The organism is Pseudomonas sp. PB105 (assembly GCF_009764655.1).
In the GTDB taxonomy this organism is placed as follows: Bacteria; Pseudomonadota; Gammaproteobacteria; order Pseudomonadales; family Pseudomonadaceae; genus Aquipseudomonas; species Aquipseudomonas cyclaminis.
On sequence record NZ_RWIO01000095.1, the window covers coordinates 1 to 15407 of the forward strand.

Consider the following 15407-nt stretch of genomic DNA (forward strand, 5'->3'; position numbering starts at 1 on the left):
GTGGATGAGTCGGTGCTGATCTACAACGGGGAGCGGCCGCACTTATCCCTGAAATACAAAACGCCCGATGCGGTGCATCAGGCGTTTTGAGACTCAAACAGGTGTAAACCTATTTCAGGACTAGACACGATTTGAAAGGCTATCAACTGTGGGAGCGGGCTTGCCTGCGAAGGCGGCCTGACAGTCGATCGGGATGTTGGATCTAACCAGGCGTCCTGCCGGGTTACCCCCGAATTCAAGTTGCACTTGGTTCGCCCGCCCGCACCCACGTCACACCGACGCTGCCTCCTGTGCCTTCAATGTGCGCCGGGCGATGACGATGGCCAGCACCGCCAAGCTGAAGGTGGCCCACGCCATCAGTTGAGTCCCTGCGACAAATGCCTGTATAGCGTTGCCCATGACTTCACTGGCCTGGTCGTGAACCAGGGTGGTCGAAATTGCGTGGGCGCCTGCCAAGGTTTCGCTTGCCAGGTGCATTTGCACCGGGGTCAAGAAGTCCGGTAGGTGCAGCGTGCCGCGGTAGTACGCCGTCACCAGGCCACCGAGCACGGTGGTGCCGAGTACTACCCCGACTTCATAGGCCGTCTCGCTGATGGCTGACGCGGCTCCTGCCTTGTTGGCCGGTGCGGCCGACAGGATCACGTCGTTAGAGACCGTGGCGATGGCACCCACGCCAATGTTCAACAAGGCAAACGCAACCACGATCACCGTCAAACTGCTGCCGAGGCTGGCGACCAGCAAAAACGCGCCGGCAGTGAAGGCCAGCAGGATGGGAATCAGGACATTGACCGATACGCGCTGGGCGACCGGGACTATCAGGATCCCCACCACAATCGCCATGAGCTGGCCCGGTATCAGCGCCAGGCTGGCGTTCAAGGGCGACATGCCCAGGACGATTTGCAGCAATTGCGTGGCAAAGAACACGAAACCGATCAGGAAGGCCAGGCTCATCAGGTTAATGGTCACCGAGCCGCTGAACGTCTTGTTGCGAAACAGGCTCAGGTCCATCAAGGGGGTAGGGAGGCGCAACTGACGGCGTACGAATTGCCAGCCGCTCACGATTGCGACGGCCAGTGTCGCCAGTGCCCAGGCATCCGGTCCTTCGCTGGCGACATGCTTGATGCTGTACACCAGGGCACTGAGGGCGACCATCGAGAGCACAATGCTGATGACGTCCATCGGCCCCGAGGCGTCCGGCTCGGACTCAGGCAGCAGCCAGGGGCCGAGGATCAACAGAGGCACCAGCACCGGCACGGCCAGGAGAAAAATCGACCCCCAGTTGAAGAACTCCAGCAGTATGCCGCCGACCAATGGCCCAAGCGCAGAACCGACGGTCAAGGTGGTTGCCCAGATCGCCACGGCCAGGCGACGCTCTTCCCGGTCGTCGAACACTGAGCGAATCAACGCCAACGTTGACGGCATCAACATTGCCCCGAAGATCCCCATGCACGCCCGTCCCGCGACCAGCTGCGTGGCGGTGCTGGAATAAGCGGTCATCACCGACACCAGGGTAAAGCCCAGTGAGCCGATCAGCAGGAGTTTGCGATGGCCTTTGCGATCACCCAGGCTACCCATGGAAATGAGCAACCCTGCCAGCACCAGTGAGTAGGCATCGATCATCCACAATTGCTGGCTGGCACTGGGGTGCAGGGCCTCGGCGATTTTGGGCAGGGCAAAACCCAGCACGGTGTTATCCACGGTCACCAGCAAGACTGGCAGCATCAATATCGCGAGCGCCAACCACCGGCGTGAGCGTGGTTGTTGTGTTACTTCATCAGCCGCTAAAGACATCACCGGCTCCTTCTTGGAAAAGTGGCGAGTTGTAAAAAAACACCTCGCCATTCCCTGGCGAGGTCATCGTTCAGTTCAGCAATGAAAACAGATGCTGGCAGTCCACGGCGCCTGCATTCAAGCGTTTGCCCAAGACCTTTGAAACACTCTGTAAATCGCTTCTGAAGCGCTCATAGTCCTGCTCCACGATGTTTTCCCGCAGGCGCTCCAGGCCCTGCACCAGCGCTTCACGCTGAGCGGTCGCCTGGTCGTTTTCCAGTTGTATGTCCCAATACACCTCGGGCGGGTTGACCAGGATGCGCGACAGCAGCGCCATCATGGTACGCATGGGCGGCGGCATGACCTCTGCCACGATGTCCAGGTCGACCGAAGATTGGGCCAGGGCCATGCCGAATCCGAGAATGGCTGCATGGGGCAAGGCCTGACACAGGGCCATCAGCTCATCATGCGCGGCGGGCGTCATTCGACGGACCTTCATCCCGGCCTCCATCAAATGCCGTTCGATGAAGGATTGCGGGGTTTGCACGTCTTCCACGCAGACCGCCACCGTGCGCCCCTGGACGGACAACTTGGGCGAAAACATGGGGTTGACGCCCACAAACCTTTGCTGCGGCGCCGCTGCTTTCAGTGCTTTGAAAAAGGGGCCCTGCACCGAGCAGGTGGGGATCATTACCGCGTCTGAAGGCAAGCACCGGGTCACCCAGGCAATCGCGCTGACCGCGACGCTTTCAGGCAGAGCGAACACCACGGCGATGGCGTCGCGAAAAACAGCCCCTGAATGATTGAACGGTTGAGTCACGTCCATTTCGTGAAACTCACAGTCGGAATCCGGCGGACGGCGATCCACGACGCGCACGATGTATCCGTATTGCTTGAGAATACGGCTGATCAGTGAGCCGATGAGGCCAGCGCCTCCTAATACGACTACTGCTTGGGTATTCATGTGTCGCTCCCTGCGCAAAAGCTGTAATACGGCACGCTGGCCTTGACCAGCGTCTCTTCAAGTTCTTCTTTCGGGTCGGAGTGGGCGACGATGGCGCCGCCAATGCCGAACTCAGCCTGTTGTTTATGCAATACCGCTGTGCGGATGACGATGCTCAGTTCCGCCCTGCCATTGAAGGAGATCCAGCCCAGCGCTCCGGAATAAACACCCCGTGCACAGGTCTCCAGCCCATCGATGATTTCCATCGTGCGCTTTTTCGGCGCACCGGTCATTGAGCCTCCCGGAAAGCACGCTCTGATGGCCTCCATTGACGAGATGTCGCTGCGTAGATGTCCACGTACCGTAGAGACGAGCTGGTGTACCGAGGAAAAACTCTCCACGGCGAAAATATTCGGCACATGCACACTCCCTGAACGGCATACGCGGTTCAGATCATGGCGTACCAGATCGACAATCATCAGGTTCTCGGCGCGATCTTTGGTCGAGGCGTGCAAGTCATCTCGCAGGCGCTGATCTTGCTCAGGGTCTTTGCTGCGTGCACGGGTGCCCTTGATGGGGCGGGACTCGATCAGGCCGCCTTCATCGATTCTCAAAAAGGTCTCGGGTGATGCGCTCAGCACGCTGAAGCTGTCGAAGCAAAGATAGGCCCCATAAGGTACTGGGCTTGCTTCGCGCATTCTCCGATAGGCTGCGAGGGGCGCGCCGTCGTAGCTCATCCGCGCGCGGTTGGTCAGGCATATTTCATAGGATTCACCATCGGTGATGTATTGCAGCGACCGCTTGACCTTACGGATGTAACTGTCGGGGCTGTCTTCGAGTGACAGCTCAAGTTCATTCACTGCACCGGGAACAAAACGCCGTGTGTTCGTGGCGCTCTGAGGTGCTGGCATTGAGGTCAGCAACGTCGGCCACTGCGGGGGCTGGCCCGTCGCGCTTAACAGGCACTCGTAGACCTTTTGGTCATGGTGGTCGAAGACGAAGAAATGCGGCGCCAACATAAAGCCGGCATCCGGTTGCCCGGAGCGATAGACCTTGTTCCCGCCGGTCAGGGCCTTGAGTTCATACCCCAGGTACCCGACAAAACCACCCTTGAATTCAAACGGAAGGTATTGCGGGACTGCCACGTTGACCGATTCGATGAGCTGGCCGAGCAGGGTGAAGAAATCACCCGACACACGCCTGCTGCCTTTGGGGCCTTCGAGTGTGAGGGTTTCGCTGTTGACGTCATAGGTTAGACGAATAGCCCCCTGGGCCTGGCCGCTGCCCATGATTGAATAGCGCGCGTTGGGCCGTTCGGATTTTTCGCTGTCGAGCCAGAAAGCATGCTGATCATTGGCATAAAGCGTGGTGAACAGCGCCAATGGATCGCACGCAGCCGAATGGACTCGATAGGCCAATTGCAGGTTGAGCAAACCGCCTACCGCGACGTAGTGCTCCTTGGCCGATTGAGCACTGGCCGGGCTCTGTCGCGTCGGCACGCGCTGGCGCCCATTGTGCTCAAGTGCCATGCGGATGAAGTTACTGAGCAGCGCATGCCCATACTCCGAGTCGATGGACTCAGGATGGAACTGGACGCCCCAGATCGGACGGCTTTGGTGCTCGATCGCCATCACCACACCTTCCTCCGTCCACGCCGTGCAGCGCAGCTCCTCAGGCAGATGGGTACACATCAGGGAGTGGTAGCGCACCACTTCAAACTGCTCTGGCAGGTCGCGGAACAAACCACTGCCGGCGTGCTGGATTTTACTGCGGTAACCGTGCACCGGGTTGGGCGCGTGGCCGACGGTTCCGCCAAGGAATTGGGCGATACCCTGGTGCCCCAGGCAAATGCCGAGCAAGGGTACCGGGGAGCACAGGATAACCTGCCCGCACACGCCAAAATCCAGGTACTCGCCCGGGTGCCCAGGGCCCGGTGAAAGCACTACGGCATCGTATTGTTCAATGTGCAGGTGTTCGTACGCCACGCTGTTGGTGACGATATCGACGCACACACCTGTGACCTCGTACAGGTATTGGGCGATGTTCTGAGTGAAGGAGTCAAAATTATCAATCAGCAATATTTTCATGAGCGCTGCCCCTGGCCCAGGCGCTGCTGAATCAACCGCTCTTCCTGGTTGCAGGTTTCCTCAATGATCAGCTTGAACACCGACTGAACGTAATCGGGCCTCAAGCCGACTTTCGAGGCGTGGCTTGCGAGCTGATCCATCACTTGAACGATACGTTTGGGCTGCATCATGGGGATGTCATGGGCCGCCTTGAGTTCGGCGATCTCCATGCACACGCTCATGCGTTCGCCAAGCAGGTCGACCAAGTGGGTGTTGATCCGGTCCAACTGATCCCGCATGGGTTGCAGGATGGTGGACGGAGTTGCACGTGAAATTTGCTGGTGCCGTGTCATATTCATTCCTTTGATGTGTACGACGTAGTGCGGGTGTGTGAAGGGTCAGGCGGTGGCCTCGGGTAGCGCAGTGGCGTTCCATAAGCCTGCACGGGTGAGCTCGTTCAAGGCTTGGGCCAGTTGCCGGATATCGTGATCGCCGTGGCTGGCCGAAAAGGCGAAGCGCAGCATGGCTTTTCCCTTGGCGATGATCGGGTAGAACACCGGGAACATGAGGATGCCGTGGTCGCGCAGGATCCGGCAGGCTTGCAGGCCGTCTTCTTCGGTTTCGAAGAATGCGCCTCTGACCGGGGATTGAACCCCGGCGTTGAGCAGGCGATTGTGGGTCAGCGAATCAAACAGGCGCACGTTGCTCCACAGGCGGTCTTGCAGGCTGTCTATCTCGTCGCTCAGGTGAATCTTCGCGGCCGCCACGTTGGCGGCCAGCATTGGCACCATGATCGAGTGACCGAACACCAGGGGGTTGGCCAGTGTGTGTATCGACGGGATGTCCCGCGGGTCACTCACCACCACAAACCCGCCCGCTCCGCCAAAGGCCTTGGACAAAGAACCGGCCAGGATCATGTTGTGCGGCAACTGGTTATCTACCGCCGCCAGGGCGTAGCCAGCACCATGACGCCCTGCGATCGAGATGCCGTGGGCATCATCCACATACAGGTAGCCTGCGGCGTCCGCCAGTTGGCGCGCGAGGTGCGCGATGGGCACCAGGCCGCTCATCGAGCCGATACCGTCGATCAACAGAATCGGCGTTTCCTGGCGATCAGCGCAGTGTTTCAAGGCCACGCGCATCGACTCCGGATCAGTGGCCTCGACACGGGTCACTTCACCAAACTGCTGCAGAATGCCGCGCAGCACCTGCATCGAGGCGTGAGCGGTTTTATCGATCAACCAGTGGGCGCGCTTTTTGATCGGATAGCCCTTGAGCGAATTGCTGCCCAACAGTGGCAGTACGCCAAGGTGCACGCTGCTGGTGGAGGTGAACACGCTGACACCGCAGCCTTTATAGACGCGGCTGAGCAGCGACTCCAGTTCTGGCAAATAGACCGGGCGCATGGCACTGCGTGACGAGGACAGGTGCAGGCCAAAGGTGCCCAGTGCCTGGTGCGCCGCGTCGATCAGTGCAGGATGGGTTTCCAGGCCCAGATAAGAACAGGAAACGAACTCGGTGAACGTGCCGCCCTGCGCCAGGGTGATACGCTTGCCTTCACGGCTCGCGACGGTGAGGCCCGTGAGGCCCTCCGCATAGGCGCTCTCCAGGGCGCTGGTGGTGTTGTCACGGCGAATGGTCATCCAGTCTGGTTTGGTGTGTGCATCCATGGCTCAAAAACTCCTATGCTTGAACAGCGTTCGATAAGCGGCCCACGGTCATGACGGACGTGCCTGTGGTGTCTGATGACTCACGGTCAATCACAGTGCTGACGTCAAGCAAGTGGTGCTGTTGGAACAATTCACGAACGGCGAATGCTTGATCCTCGCCGTGTTCGATCACCAGCCATCCCTCAGGTGTCAGCAAAGTGGTCGCCAGGGCGATGATGTGCCGTGTCAGGTCCAGGCCATCGGCACCTGAATAGACGGCCGCCGAGGGATGATGGCTGCCCCATTCGGGCTGTAACTGCGTTTGCCTAGGAACGTACGGCGGGTTGGCGACAATCAGCCCGACCTGGTGCTTGAAGCCAGCGAATGCAGGGGTTTCACGGATATCCGCCTGCATCGCGTTGACATGCACGTCGTGGGTGGCCAACCGGGCGATATTGCGTTTGAGGTAGTGGACAGCCACGTCTTCAAACTCCACGCAGGTCACCCGCAGGTCTGGCCGGCGCCGGGCGATGGCCAGGCCAATGGCGCCGCTGCCGGCGCAAAGGTCCAGCACGCAGGTTCCCGTCGCCAGTCGGGCATCGTCCAGCCACTTATGAATCACCGTGCTGTGCGGGCGCGGGATAAATACGCCGCTGCCCACGACCAGGGGCAGGTCGTCGAACGCGACCGTGCCGACAATATGCCCCAACGGAATCCGATTGCAGCGCTCGCTGACCGCCAGCCTGAACTCATCCAGTGCGCGCTGTTTGTCGGCACGCACGATAAAGCGATCGACCAGGCTATCCAGGTCATTGTCCGGGTCCCACACGCCGGCCGCTTCCAGCTGCACGCGGGCCAGGGCGATCGCCTCCTGCTCCTGTTTGCCCAGACTCATGACCACTCCTTGTAGTACTGCGCCAGCTTCACGCGCATGGACTCATAGAGGTAGGAGAATGCGACCAGCTCCGGAGGGGGAGTGAACGAGGGGTGCAGTTCATCGATCAGTTGCTGGTAATTGCTCGACAGTCCTTTATCGAGAATGGGCAGCCAGTAAGGTTTTACGTCCCAGCGATATTCATAACCGGTGGCAAACATCTGCTTGACGGTTTCGCCAACCGTCAGCTCGCGAGCAAGCCCGGTCAGTGGGGCGCGCACAGGATTGAAGGTGCTCAAGTCCAGGCCGGTGCTCTTGACGCCGGTCAAACAGTCGGCGATGTAGGCTGCCAGCAGCGGCGATTGGTGCAGGCCATCACGGTATGTCCCGGTTGCCAGCCACAGCCCTTGCATGCCGCATTCGCCGATCAGAGGGAAGCCGTCGGCTGGAATGGGACGGTTGCCCACTTGGATCGAAATAATTTCGGCACTGTGCAGGTCAAGGTTCAATTGGTCGACGGCGCAATCGAGCAAAAACTGTACATCCGAAATCAGCGCACGGTGCTTGGGGCGCTCGGACAGGATATTGGTCGCGCCCAGGTACAGCACGCCGTCACCACGTGGCACGCAATGCAGGCCACAGGCAAACGCGCGATTGGGGGTGCGGATCACCGATTGGGGTAACGCCATGCCCTCAGGCAGCTTGACCAGAATGGACACGCCATATCCGCTGAACAACGGTGGGATTTTGTTGACGAGCGTGTCGAACTCGCTGAGCAGGTCCAGAGACTGAACACCGGCAGCCACTACCACCTTTTTCCCCCACAGCACCTCACCGCTGAGCAGCTCCACCCCTGTGGCGATTGCGCCTTCGGCGATCACCCGGCGGGCGTTCTCATTGATCAAGGTGCCATGGTTGGCGAGCAGCGCGGCGTCGAGCTTTTCCAGTAGCAAGTGCGAATCAACGGCGTGTTCATTGGGGATAAACAGCCCGCGCAGCGGACGTACGAGATGATCCGGTGCCAGCCATTCCATGGCTCTTGGATCAATGGTTTCGTACTGTTCCCCATAGGCTTGCAGTGTGTGCTCGATGGCTTCGTAGTTGACCGTATCGACTTCGTCCATGCCGGCACTGTTGAGCAACACATGAGTGCCGCTGGCACTGAACAGCGGGGTGCTGATGCCGGAGTCGGCGGCCAGGCGTTCGGCCCAGGCGGGCCAGAGGTCTTGTGCCTGACGATCCATATTGAGTTTGAGGCGGCCATGCTCGCTGGCCAACAGGCCGCTGGTGACTTCGCCAAAACAGCCATTCATGGCACCGGCTGCCTTGGATGCAGCGTTGGTGCGGGCGGTCTCACCGACCCGGCAAACCTTCAAGCCCCGTGCACTCAGTTCATACGCGATAGAACCGCCAATGGCGCCTGCGCCTACTACAATTACGTCGAACTCCATGTTCTAGATCCTTGTTTAAACTGTCAGCTGTAGGATGAAAAACATTCCCATGTAGGAACGTGCTGAGCTTTTTATAGATTGTGAGAAGGGGCGACCATCGAGCATTTGTTTCATGTTGTATCGTTGTTACAAATTCACATATTTACTCGAACAAGCCCGGAAAGCCTGGGTGCAGGTGCCGCGCGTGGTGCGCGGTGGGTCACACTCGGGTAACGTGGCCGGCGCCGGCCTGCAAGGGTCTGTTGGCTGGAAATACTTTCCAGCGTCTACGACGCTCGACGCGTGGGGAACTGACACCGAGGCGCCGTTACAGGTCTGAAGACAAGCGAAGAGGGTGTTTTGAATGGCGGGCAGGTTGATCTGTCTCATCGGGCCATCGGGTTCGGGCAAGGACAGCCTGCTGGACGTCGCGCGCCCACGCCTGGTCGAGCGTGGATGAAGGTGTTCAACGACCTCAAGACTCGTGGCGTTGAAGATGTCCTGATCGCCGTCACGGATGGCCTCAAAGGAATACCGGAGGCGTTGCAGACTGTGTGAAAACACAGCCTGCCAAGGTCAAAAACCAATGCCCCGACTTGTCGGGGCATTGGTTTTTCTAACAGGAGGCACGAAAAAAGGGCCTTTCAGCCCATCAATGCCATCAACTGATGGGCGCCCATCACCTTGGATATAGCGCATAAGCAAAATGCCCGTATCTTGCGATACAGGCATTTTGTTTAACCGGCCGGCAGATTGCTAGGTTTTCACACAGTCTGTGGGGGTCGCCTTTTTTTGAATTGAAATCCGTTATTCCAAACACAACCGAACAAATGTGGAAGTGGTGCTTGCCCTGATGCTAAGGGCGAACACTGTGCCCGTGACGCGGGAGCTTTACGGATATACAAGAGGGCGAGCTGCACGCAGACGAGGCGTCCGGGGGATGGAAACCCGGCGGGGCAGCCCCGCTGCGTGCCGCTCGGCCGGCAGTATGAGTACCTGCCCGTGCGGCTGCTGTAGGCCAAGTCCGGTTTCTCACCTTTGCAGCCGGTGAAAGCGGCACGTTGATGGGAAGGATTAGTGGATATACTTTCCAGTGGCTACCATCCGGCCCAGCCGGTACTGCAACAAATCTGGCAACAGGCGAAGAAGGTGTTTTGATGGCGGGCAGGTTGATCTATCTCATCGGTCCATCGGGCTCAGGCAAAGACAGCCTGCTGGATGCCGCCCGTGCGCGCCTGACCGAGCGTGGCTGCCGCATTGTGCGAAGGGTCATCACCCGTTCGGCCGAAGCGGTGGGCGAAGCGGCCCAGGGCGTGAGCCCGGAGCAGTTTGCCGCGCTGGACGCCGAAGGCGCGTTTGCCCTCAGTTGGCACGCCAATGGGTTGTCCTACGGCATTCCCAAGGATATCGACGCCTGGCTCGCGTCGGGGGAGGACGTGCTGGTCAACGGCTCGCGTGCGCACTTGGCGCAGGCTCGCGCACGTTATCCGCAGTTGCTGGTGCTGCTGTTGACCGTGGATCAAGCCGAGCTGCGCCAGCGCTTGATCGCGCGGGGCCGTGAATCCCTGGCGGATATCGAGGAACGCCTGGCGCGCAATGCGCGGTTTACCCAAGCGCTGATCGCCGGCAATAGTTCGGGGTTATTCGTGCTGGATAACTCCGGCCCCCTGGAGCATACCGTCGACCGCTTGCTGTGCTGCCTGGACCTTGGGCATTCGGTCTGCGCCTGACGCTGTTCCGGCGCCGGCTCATTCGGTTACTGGCCCTCGCTCAACATACGGTAAAACACCCGTCAGTCGGGCTGACGCATTCTGTGCTTGAGTGAATATAACTCTAGGGTTGCTTTTATCAGAAAACGCGCCGGGTTGTTTCAGTTTTAAGGAGAGCATTCATGCAATACCCAATCTGTATCGAATGGGGCGATGACTTTACCGCCACCGGTATTCAGATCCCCGATATCCCAGGCGCTGTCACCGCCGGGGACAGTTTTGAAGAGGCTTACAACGCTGCCGTGGAAGTGGCGCACATCCTGCTGCAGGAGATCGCCGCGCAGGGTGCGACGATTCCGATGCCAACGTCAGTCGCGACCCATCAAGCCCATGAGGACTACGCGGGGATGGGCTGGGGGATGCTGGAGTTGGACATCTCGCCCTACCTGGGCAAGACCGAGAAGGTCAATGTGACCTTGCCCGGTTATGTCATTCAACGCATCGACCGTTACGTGCGGGAGCACAAAGTCAAAAGTCGCTCGTCATTTCTGGCGGATGCCGCGTTGGAAAAACTAGTGCGTTCTTGATCGGCGCCCGGTGTGCCGTCCCCTCAGGCGGTGGCCACCGACGTCTGGCGCGAGGCACTGACGAAACGCAATAACGCCACCAGCGGGAATGCACTCCCCACCAGTATCACCCCCAGCCAACCGCCGTGCTCATAGACGCTGCTGGCAATCGCCGAACCGAAAGCGCCGCCGATGAAGATGCTGGTCATGTACAGCGCGTTCAAACGGCTGCGGCTATGGGCGTCGAGTGCGTAGACGGCGCGTTGGCCGAGGACCATGTTCATCTGCACGCAGAAGTCCAGGACCACACCGGTTACCGCCAGGCCGATCACGCTGTACAGCGGATGCACAAACGCAGGCAGGAAGCTCAACACCGCGAGCAGCATCGCCAGCAACGAAGCGCGGTGAGTGTGACCGGCATCCGCCAGGCGCCCGGCGATGGGCGCGGCGACGGCGCCCAGTGCGCCGACCAGGGCGAACAGCGCGATTTCGCTCTGGCTCAGGCCATGATTACGTGCGAGTTCCAGGGGCACGGCGGTCCAGAACAGACTGAAGGCGGCGAACATGCAGCCTTGATAAAACGCGCGTTGGCGCAGCACCGGCTGGCGCCGCAACAAAGTGCCCAGCGAGCCCAGCAATTGGCCGTAACTGGCGCTGTGATCGGGTTGGCGCTTGGGGATCGTGAGCATCAACACCACGCTGATAAACGCCATCAACCCCGCCGCGGCCATGAACATCGCACGCCAGCCGAAGTGGTCCGCCACGACGCTGGACACCGGCCGTGCCAGCAGGATACCCAGCAGCAAACCGCCCATGATGCTGCCGACCACGCGGCCACGGGACTCAGCGGGCGCCAGGTGCGCGGCCAGCGGGATCAGGATCTGCACCGACACCGAACTGAAACCGATCAGCAGCGACACCAGCAGGAACAGGTTCGGCTGTTCGGTGAACGCTGCGCCCAGCAGGCTGGCGATGGCCACCACGGTGGTGAGGATCATCAGCTTGCGGTTTTCCAGCAGGTCGCCCAACGGCACCAGGAAGAACAGCCCCAAGGCATAACCGATCTGCGTCAGCGACACGATCAGGCTGGCCATGGCTGGCGTAAGGCCGATGTCCGGGGCGATCAGTTCGATGATCGGTTGTGCGTAGTAAATGTTGGCGACGATGGCGCCACAGCAGAACGCAAACAGCATCACCATCCCGCGGGTCATGGTGCTTGCAGCGTGGGGGGTGGCATTCATGGTTGTCTCATAAAAGCGAAGGAGGATGGCGAGCGAGAATAAAGGCAAGGCGTCAGCGCGGGTAGGGCGCTTGGGGTGATATCACTTATGCTGGCTGATGATACATCTAGAAACAAATGTGGGAGGGGGCAAGTCGAATCGTCGCAACGGCCCTCCCACATTGTTCAGTTACTGACCGGAGTAGATCTGGTCAAAAACCCCACCATCATTGAAGTGAGTCTTCTGCACCGTGCGCCAGTCACCAAAGGTCTTCTCCACCGACAGGAAGTCGACTTTCGGGAAGCGGTCGGTGTACTTGGCCAGCACTTTCGGATCACGTGGGCGCAGGTAGTTGTTGGCAGCAATTTCCTGGCCTTCAGGTGACCACAGGTACTTCAAGTAGTCTTCGGCGGCCACGCGGGTGCCTTTCTTGTCGACCACTTTGTCAACCACCGACACTGGCGGCTCGGCTTCGGCGGAGACACTTGGGTAGATGACTTCGAACTGATCACGGCCAAATTCACGGGCGATCATTTCAGCTTCGTTCTCGAAGGTCACCAGCACGTCGCCAATCTGGTTGGTCATGAACGTGGTGGTGGCGGCGCGGCCACCGGTATCGAGCACTGGCGCTTGCTTGAATAGCTTGCCGACGAAGGTCTTGGCTTTCTCTTCATCGCCGCCGTTCTTGAGCACATAACCCCAGGCCGACAGGTAGGTGTAGCGGCCATTACCCGAGGTCTTCGGGTTGGGCACGATCACTTGCACGCCGTCCTTGAGCAGATCCGGCCAATCTTTCAGGGCCTTGGGGTTGCCTTTGCGCACGATGAACACGGTGGCGGAAGTGAACGGCGCGCTGTTGTTCGGCAAGCGCGTGACCCAGTTGTCCGGCACCAGTTTGCCGTTGTCGGCGAGGGCATTGATGTCGGTGGCCATGTTCATGGTGATCACGTCAGCCGGCAGGCCGTCGATCACCGAGCGGGCTTGTTTGCTGGAACCGCCGAAGGACATTTGCAGGGTCAATTTGTCGTTCGGGTGCTCGGCGTCCCAATGTTTCTGGAAGGCGGCGTTGTAGTCCTTGTAGAAATCGCGCATGACGTCGTAGGAGACGTTGAGCAGTGTGACCGGTGCGGCATGCACGGCGCCCGCCAGGGCAAGGCCGGCGGCCAGGAGAGAGGCGCTAACGAGTTTTTTCACTGCTCATTCCTTGTTGTTCGAAAGAAGGGGTGAGGCCATTTGCCAGCGACTATAGCCGGGGCGCCATAGTCGCTTAAAGATTAAAAAGAACTTTGCTTATTCCACTTTCTTGAAAAGATTACTGCCGCAACGCGAACAGAACGCGGCGTTGGGCTCGTGGCTGTTTTTCTTGCACACCGGGCAGTCGGTTTGCAGCTGTTCACCGCGCATGGCACTGGCCAGCTCGGCGGTGAAAATCCCGGTGGGCACGGCGATGATCGAGTAACCGGTGATCATCACCAGTGACGAAATCACCTGGCCCAGTGGCGTCTTCGGCACGATGTCGCCAAAGCCCACGGTGGTCAGCGTCACGATGGCCCAATAGATGCCCTTGGGAATGCTGGTAAACCCGTGTTCCGGGCCTTCGATCACGTACATCAAGGTGCCGAACACCGTCACCAGCGTGCACACGCTCACCAGGAACACCACGATTTTCTGCTTGCTGCCGCGCAGCGCCGCCATCAGGTAGTTGGCCTGCTTGAGGTACGGGCTGAGCTTGAGCACCCGGAAGATCCGCAACATGCGGATGATGCGGATGATCAGCAGGTACTGCGCGTCGCTGTAATACAGCGCCAGGATGCCGGGCACAATGGCGAGCAGATCCACCAGCCCGTAAAAGCTGAAGGCATAGCGCAAGGGCTTGGGCGAGCAATACAGGCGCAAGCCGTACTCGATCAGGAAGATGACGGTGAAGCCCCACTCGATATACGCCAGCATATCGGCGTAGTTCTGGTGCACCTGGTCGATGCTGTCGAGCATCACGATCACCAGGCTGGCGAGGATGATCAGCAGCAGGATGCCGTCAAAGCGCCGCCCGGCCAGGGTGTCACTCTGGAAAATCATGACGTAGAGCCGCTGGCGCCAGTCGTTGTTGCTGTCCATAAATCCCGCCCGAATCGAAGATCGAGCAAGCCTAGGGGGATTCGAAGGGGCTGTCCATGCGCGGTTTCTGAAGCCTGCGGCAACCGGCGCGCACCAGCCAGCAGGCGAGGATAAACGGCGCAGTGAGCGCGGGCAGGTGCAGGGCGGCAAAGCCCGGCGTGAGCAGGCTGGCCAGTAGGATGCCGAGCAGCGGCAGCCAGGGTTGGCGATGCAATGGGCTCAGGGCCAGGGCCGCGAGGGCCGGGTTGTAGCTGTGCAGGCCGAGGAGGGCGCCGGTGCTGTCATCCAGCAGCACGCCGATCAGCACGCCGGCGCTGGCGCCGATCAAGGCCCAGCGGGCTGCGCGGCGGTTGGCCAGCCACAGGCCAAGGGCAATCAGCACGCCGGCCAGGGGCTGGTCCAGCAGCATGATTTGCGCCAGGCCAGTGAAGGGGGCGCTGAGGAATGCCAGCGCATCGGGCTCGCCCAGGGCGAAAGTATTTGGCGCCGCAGTGCCCAGCAGCATCCAACCCAGAAGCACAAACGGCGCGGTGTAGGCGGGCAAGTCATCCGGTTGCGTCGCGCGCTTGAGCCATTGCCGCGTGAGGATCGCACTCAAGCCGCCACACGCCAGGATCAGCGGCGGCAACAGGGCCGACCAGGCGAAATGCTGGCTGATCAACAGGCCCAGCAATACGCCGTTATAGCTATACAAACCGGCTTGGCGTTCAGCCTTGGGATAACCCCGGCGCTGGGCCGTGAGCAAACCGGCTACGCCACCCAGCAGCGCACCGCCGAGCAAGGCCGGAGCGCCGATCAGGATGGCCAGCAGACACAGCAGGCCGCACAGCGGTTGGCGTTGGAGGAATATCTGGCTGAAGCCGTTGAGCAGGGCTTCGGCCCAGTCGGGGCAGGTCTGGTTGTGCATGGTGGGTATTCAGTGAGACCGGGTTGTCCCCATCGGGGGCAAGCTGAACTGGCCTAATGATTTTGGACACTTCAATCGGGCGCTATGATAGCGCCCAAATTTGAGGTGTTTGGATATGCGTAAATCTTATTCGAGTGAGTTCAAGCTCAAGGCCGCCA

The 15407-nt window shown here is 59.8% G+C and carries 13 protein-coding genes and 2 pseudogenes; 4 read left to right on the forward strand and 11 right to left on the reverse strand.

Going from position 1 to position 15407, the window contains the following annotated elements; genetic code table 11:
• Positions 1 to 270: 270 nt before the first annotated feature.
• The 7 genes from EJD88_RS26170 to EJD88_RS26200 form a co-directional block, all read right to left on the reverse strand.
• The gene (locus EJD88_RS26170; RefSeq protein WP_158879336.1) at positions 271 to 1791 is read right to left on the reverse strand and encodes an MFS transporter; all 1521 of its coding nucleotides are present in this window, start codon (positions 1789 to 1791) and stop codon (positions 271 to 273) included.
• Between the two features lie 70 nt (positions 1792 to 1861).
• Entirely contained in the window at positions 1862 to 2734 is an 873-nt protein-coding gene (locus tag EJD88_RS26175; RefSeq protein ID WP_158879337.1) for a prephenate dehydrogenase dimerization domain-containing protein, read from the reverse strand.
• The gene (gene pabB, locus EJD88_RS26180; RefSeq protein WP_158879338.1) at positions 2731 to 4800 is read right to left on the reverse strand and encodes an aminodeoxychorismate synthase component I; all 2070 of its coding nucleotides are present in this window, start codon (positions 4798 to 4800) and stop codon (positions 2731 to 2733) included. Before pabB ends, EJD88_RS26175 begins: the two co-directional genes overlap by 4 nt.
• Positions 4797 to 5132 carry a chorismate mutase gene (locus EJD88_RS26185; protein ID WP_228391213.1) on the reverse strand — a complete coding sequence of 112 codons (336 nt, stop codon included), beginning with the start codon at positions 5130 to 5132 and terminating at the stop codon, positions 4797 to 4799. Before EJD88_RS26185 ends, pabB begins: the two co-directional genes overlap by 4 nt.
• 45 nt (positions 5133 to 5177) lie before the next feature.
• Positions 5178 to 6449: an aminotransferase class I/II-fold pyridoxal phosphate-dependent enzyme gene (locus EJD88_RS26190; protein ID WP_158879339.1), complete on the reverse strand. Its 1272-nt coding sequence runs from the start codon at positions 6447 to 6449 to the stop codon at positions 5178 to 5180.
• Positions 6450 to 6462: 13 nt separating this feature from the next.
• On the reverse strand, positions 6463 to 7323 hold the full coding sequence (locus EJD88_RS26195) for a HemK/PrmC family methyltransferase (protein WP_044273103.1): 861 nt from the start codon (positions 7321 to 7323) through the stop codon (positions 6463 to 6465).
• On the reverse strand, positions 7320 to 8753 hold the full coding sequence (locus EJD88_RS26200) for an FAD-binding oxidoreductase (RefSeq protein WP_158879340.1): 1434 nt from the start codon (positions 8751 to 8753) through the stop codon (positions 7320 to 7322). Before EJD88_RS26200 ends, EJD88_RS26195 begins: the two co-directional genes overlap by 4 nt.
• Before the next feature lie 343 nt (positions 8754 to 9096).
• Here EJD88_RS26200 and EJD88_RS26205 point away from each other — a divergent pair.
• The 4 genes and pseudogenes from EJD88_RS26205 to EJD88_RS26220 all read left to right on the forward strand — a co-directional run.
• Positions 9097 to 9189 (forward strand): annotated as a pseudogene (locus tag EJD88_RS26205) (phosphonate metabolism protein/1,5-bisphosphokinase (PRPP-forming) PhnN); the annotation flags it as partial.
• Positions 9186 to 9287, forward strand: a pseudogene (locus EJD88_RS26210) (transposase); the annotation flags it as partial. The pseudogenes EJD88_RS26205 and EJD88_RS26210, both read left to right, overlap by 4 nt.
• Positions 9288 to 9889: 602 nt before the next feature.
• On the forward strand, positions 9890 to 10462 hold the full coding sequence (gene phnN, locus EJD88_RS26215; RefSeq protein WP_158879341.1) for a phosphonate metabolism protein/1,5-bisphosphokinase (PRPP-forming) PhnN: 573 nt from the start codon (positions 9890 to 9892) through the stop codon (positions 10460 to 10462).
• A gap of 161 nt (positions 10463 to 10623) precedes the next feature.
• Positions 10624 to 11028 carry a type II toxin-antitoxin system HicB family antitoxin gene (locus EJD88_RS26220; RefSeq protein WP_158879342.1) on the forward strand — a complete coding sequence of 135 codons (405 nt, stop codon included), beginning with the start codon at positions 10624 to 10626 and terminating at the stop codon, positions 11026 to 11028.
• Positions 11029 to 11051: 23 nt separating this feature from the next.
• Here EJD88_RS26220 and EJD88_RS26225 read toward each other — a convergent pair whose 3' ends face one another.
• The 4 genes from EJD88_RS26225 to EJD88_RS26240 all read right to left on the reverse strand — a co-directional run bounded on the left by EJD88_RS26225 (position 11052) and on the right by EJD88_RS26240 (position 15249).
• Complete coding sequence (locus tag EJD88_RS26225) at positions 11052 to 12248, reverse strand: MFS transporter (RefSeq protein ID WP_099586763.1); 1197 nt, start codon at positions 12246 to 12248, stop codon at positions 11052 to 11054.
• 168 nt (positions 12249 to 12416) lie between these two features.
• Positions 12417 to 13421, reverse strand: a complete 1005-nt coding sequence (locus EJD88_RS26230) for a sulfate ABC transporter substrate-binding protein (RefSeq protein WP_099586762.1) — start codon at positions 13419 to 13421, stop codon at positions 12417 to 12419.
• Positions 13422 to 13517: 96 nt separating this feature from the next.
• A complete protein-coding gene (locus EJD88_RS26235; RefSeq protein ID WP_099586761.1) occupies positions 13518 to 14342 on the reverse strand; it encodes an ion transporter in 825 nt (274 codons plus the stop codon).
• Between the two features lie 31 nt (positions 14343 to 14373).
• Entirely contained in the window at positions 14374 to 15249 is an 876-nt protein-coding gene (locus EJD88_RS26240; RefSeq protein WP_158879343.1) for an urea transporter, read from the reverse strand.
• Positions 15250 to 15407: the final 158 nt, after the last annotated feature.

Bases quoted from the DNA above. Each gene is read 5' to 3' on its own strand.
- EJD88_RS26170 (WP_158879336.1), bottom strand. From the start codon at position 1,791: ATGTCTTTAGCGGCTGATGAAGTAACACAACAACCACGCTCACGCCGG.
- EJD88_RS26175 (WP_158879337.1), bottom strand. From the start codon at position 2,734: ATGAATACCCAAGCAGTAGTCGTATTAGGAGGCGCTGGCCTCATCGGC.
- pabB (WP_158879338.1), bottom strand. From the start codon at position 4,800: ATGAAAATATTGCTGATTGATAATTTTGACTCCTTCACTCAGAACATC.
- EJD88_RS26185 (WP_228391213.1), bottom strand. From the start codon at position 5,132: ATGACACGGCACCAGCAAATTTCACGTGCAACTCCGTCCACCATCCTG.
- EJD88_RS26190 (WP_158879339.1), bottom strand. From the start codon at position 6,449: ATGGATGCACACACCAAACCAGACTGGATGACCATTCGCCGTGACAAC.
- EJD88_RS26195 (WP_044273103.1), bottom strand. From the start codon at position 7,323: ATGAGTCTGGGCAAACAGGAGCAGGAGGCGATCGCCCTGGCCCGCGTG.
- EJD88_RS26200 (WP_158879340.1), bottom strand. From the start codon at position 8,753: ATGGAGTTCGACGTAATTGTAGTAGGCGCAGGCGCCATTGGCGGTTCT.
- phnN (WP_158879341.1), top strand. From the start codon at position 9,890: ATGGCGGGCAGGTTGATCTATCTCATCGGTCCATCGGGCTCAGGCAAA.
- EJD88_RS26220 (WP_158879342.1), top strand. From the start codon at position 10,624: ATGCAATACCCAATCTGTATCGAATGGGGCGATGACTTTACCGCCACC.
- EJD88_RS26225 (WP_099586763.1), bottom strand. From the start codon at position 12,248: ATGAATGCCACCCCCCACGCTGCAAGCACCATGACCCGCGGGATGGTG.
- EJD88_RS26235 (WP_099586761.1), bottom strand. From the start codon at position 14,342: ATGGACAGCAACAACGACTGGCGCCAGCGGCTCTACGTCATGATTTTC.
- EJD88_RS26240 (WP_158879343.1), bottom strand. From the start codon at position 15,249: ATGCACAACCAGACCTGCCCCGACTGGGCCGAAGCCCTGCTCAACGGC.